Origin of the sequence: Draconibacterium sp., assembly GCF_041583095.1 — a bacterium.
Taxonomy (GTDB): Bacteria; Bacteroidota; Bacteroidia; order Bacteroidales; family Prolixibacteraceae; genus Draconibacterium.
This window is the reverse complement of record NZ_JBFHGM010000396.1, coordinates 1-3452: the sequence shown is the minus strand read 5'-3', so window position 1 is coordinate 3452 and position 3452 is coordinate 1. Positions and strand designations below refer to the sequence as shown.

General features: G+C 43.5%; 2 protein-coding genes. Both read right to left on the bottom strand.

Annotated features, from left to right (window positions below; genetic code table 11):
- On the bottom strand, positions 1 to 1115 hold a 1115-nt coding region (locus ABZB17_RS21665), incomplete at its 3' end, for an alpha-L-fucosidase (protein ID WP_372653592.1).
- 44 nt (positions 1116 to 1159) lie between these two features.
- A partial coding sequence (locus tag ABZB17_RS21660; protein WP_372653591.1) for a GH92 family glycosyl hydrolase occupies positions 1160 to 3452 on the bottom strand: 2293 nt, incomplete at its 5' end.

The window sequence follows — 3452 nt, the reverse complement described above, 5'->3', positions numbered from 1 at the left end:
TCATTGCCCTTTTGGGTTATGGTTCCCCACTCTTGCGAGTTAATTACTTTTCCACGTGTTTCGTAAATGGTTTCGCCATATTTCGAAGTCCACTCTCCCACTTCTTTTAAGGTTTCAACAAACTCGGGCTGGATTTTTCCATTTGGCATGGGGCCAACATTCAATAAAAGGTTTCCATCTTTTCCGGCCGCTTTTACCAGAAAATCAAGAATCTGTTTGGTTGATTTAAAGTTTTTGTCATTCAATCCAAATCCCCAAAATCTTGCCATTGTTGCGCAAGATTCCAGCGGTAAGTCGCTAACCTTCACTCCATGGCTGAAACCACCTTTGTTTTCACCCGGCAAATCGCGTTCAAAAGTCTGTATATCTTCACCAGGAATAGGCTGAAGATGGTGGTTGTTGGCAATTAAAGTAGTTGGGCTCAACTCGTGAATCAAGCTGTAAATCTCGTCGTAACGCCAGTCAACCGTTTTACGTTCCCAGTGGCCATCGAACCAAATACAGCCAATTTCGCCATAGTTTGTCAGCAACTCAGTCAACTGCTTTTTCATAAAATCGATGTAGCTGTCCCAGTCGCCATCAACCGGTTTTCCATCCACAATTTTACTTCCGAAAGCATAATCGTCGCGTGCCCAGTCGAGCAGCGAATAATAAAAATTCAGTTTGATACCTTCTTTTTTACATTCTTCGGCCAACTCTTTCAGCGGATCTTTTCCATAAGGTGAAGCATCAACAATGTTGTAATCTGAAGCGTCGGTATCGAACATACTAAAACTATCATGATGACGTGTGGTAATGGTGATGTATTTCATGCCGGCTGACTTGGCAATTTGTATCCATTCTTTGGCATTGAACTCCTGCGGATTAAAAAAATCAGCCAGACGTTTATAAGTATCAAACGGAATTTTCTGATTGAACATTACCCATTCGCCATCGCCAAGAACACTGTAAATCCCCCAATGGATGAACATTCCAAACCGCATATCACGAAATTCTTCACGCGCTTCAAGGTTCTCCGGTGTTGGCGTGTATTCACGCATGGGGAAAGAATATTGTTGTGCATTGGCTGCTACTATTCCCAGACTGAATAATGCGATTAAAACTAACTTTTTCATGTTGTTTATTTTATGGTTTCTATACTATTTTTTTTTCGATTGTATTACTTCGTTGAAAAAGCAACAGGTTCCGGTCCCATTTCCAGTTCCAGCAGCCCGCCTTTTACAATTTCATCGTGTGTTATCCAATACCGTTCCATGGGAATTCCATTCAGTTTCATCGACTGGATATAAATGTTTTCCGCAGAATTATTATTAGCGATAACTGTAAATTTCTCTCCCGGGTAATACGTCTCGTCCAGAAAAACTTCAATTTTATTGAACACCGGACTTGTTATCTGGTATTTGTTATCGCCCGGACAAATGAGGTGAATGCCCATTGCTGACAAAACGTACCAGGCCGACATCTGTCCCACATCTTCGTTTCCACAAAGGCCATAAGGGCCGATGCCATAAGCCGAACTGCATATTGTACGTGTCCATTTTTGCGTTAGATGCGGAACTCCGGCTGCATTAAACATAAATGGAATGTGGTGTACCGGCTCGTTGGCATGGTTATAATAATTGTTCCAGGTGAAATCAGGCGGCGTAAGTTCGAAGAAAGTAATTAACGAATCACGAAATGCTTTTCCTCCTCCCATCAAATCTTTTAATCCCTCAATGTCGTGCGGCACAAACCAGCCTTGCTGAAAGGGATTGCTTTCAATACATCCCTGTCCGTGAACCGTCTTGCCCTTCCATTCTTTCCAGCTTCCTTCGGCATCGCGCGCCCGAAACCAGCTGACATCTTCATTCCAGATATTCTTGTAATTTATACTGCGACGGTAATATTCTTTCGAAATTTCATCCTTCCCCAACGACTCAGCAAACTTGCCCAAACACCAATCGGAGTAGGCATACTCCAGTGTTTTTGAAATACTGTGGGGGGTAAATCCCAATGGTTCGTTACTAAATGTATCCACACTGTTTTTACTGTAGGCAAACGCTTTTTCGATATCGTAGTTTCGTATTCCTTTTTCATAAGCATCCGCAATGACCGACACGGCAGGATTGCCCAACATAACACCCGAATATGAATTCAGCATTTCCCATCGCGGCAGGTATTCTTTTCCGCTTAACTCAGCCATTTGCAGCAGTGAGTTTACTTCATCGTTTACCAAACCGGGATTAATGATGGTTTGTAAAGGAAATTGCGAACGAAATACATCCCAACCACTAAAAATAGTTCGATACGTAAAATCCTTTGTTTGGTGTACTTTTTTATCGGCGCCTATATAATTCCCATTTACATCGGAAAAGGTGCGCGGGTCAATCATGGTGTGGTAAAGCGCTGTGTAAAAAATGGTTTTCTCTTCTTCCGTTCCACCCGAAATCCTGACATTCTTTATGGCCTTACTCCATAAATCGCGGGCCTGTTTATGTACTTTGTCAAAACTCCAATGGTCGATGTCGTGTTCCAGGTTTTCTTTTGCTCCTTCAACACTTACGAATGAGATACCACTTTTCAATAAAACCTCTTCCCCTTCTTTTGTGCTGAAATTGGTATAAAATCCGATGTGTTTTCCTTGCTTCTCTTTTGCATTATCGAAGCGAGGAGCATTTTTTACCGCATCCTGGTATTCCGGCTGTCTGATGTGGCGCATCTTTCTTCCTTCATCGGGAATAGCTGCACTCCAGATTCCATAATCTACCAAAGGTTTGCTAAACTGGCACCAAAAATACACGGTGTAATCGGCCTTGCCGGCACCGGCTCCCCAGCCGCCACCTTCAGGTGGGCATTTCATCCATCCGGAAATGGTATTTTCATTTTCAATTTTAATGTATTGCTCGGTGGATGTTCCTCCTACCCTGCGCGATAAATCGATTTGAATGCGCGAACTGTCGTTCTCGGGAAAGGTAAAGCGAATAATTCCTGCTCTTGGTGCTGCCGTTAATTCAGTGCGAACGTTGTAATCGTCGAGCGTAACGGCATAATATCCTGCGCTGGTCACTTCCGTATCGTGCGAAAAGCGTGAGCGATATCCCCCTTCCGGTTCTTCCGGTACTCCACGGTTTGTAATCAGCTTTCCGGTTGCAGGCGTAACCAAAAAGTTGCCCAGATCGCCAAACCAGCCTACGCCACTCATGTGCGTAAAGCTAAAACCCTCAATTGTTGGGTGTTCGAACGAGTAGCCGCTACCATTGTCGCCACCGGTGTGGGTATCGGGGCTTAACTGCACCAGTCCAAAGGGCGTTGCAGCACCGGGAAAGGTCTTTCCAAATCCATGGTAATCAGTATATTTTTTACCATAAGTTACCGCCCCGATGATAGGATCAATGTAATCAACCGCTTGCTTTTCATTTGATTGAGTACATGCAATCAAAAACATAATTCCTACAAACCCAATGCTGATATTC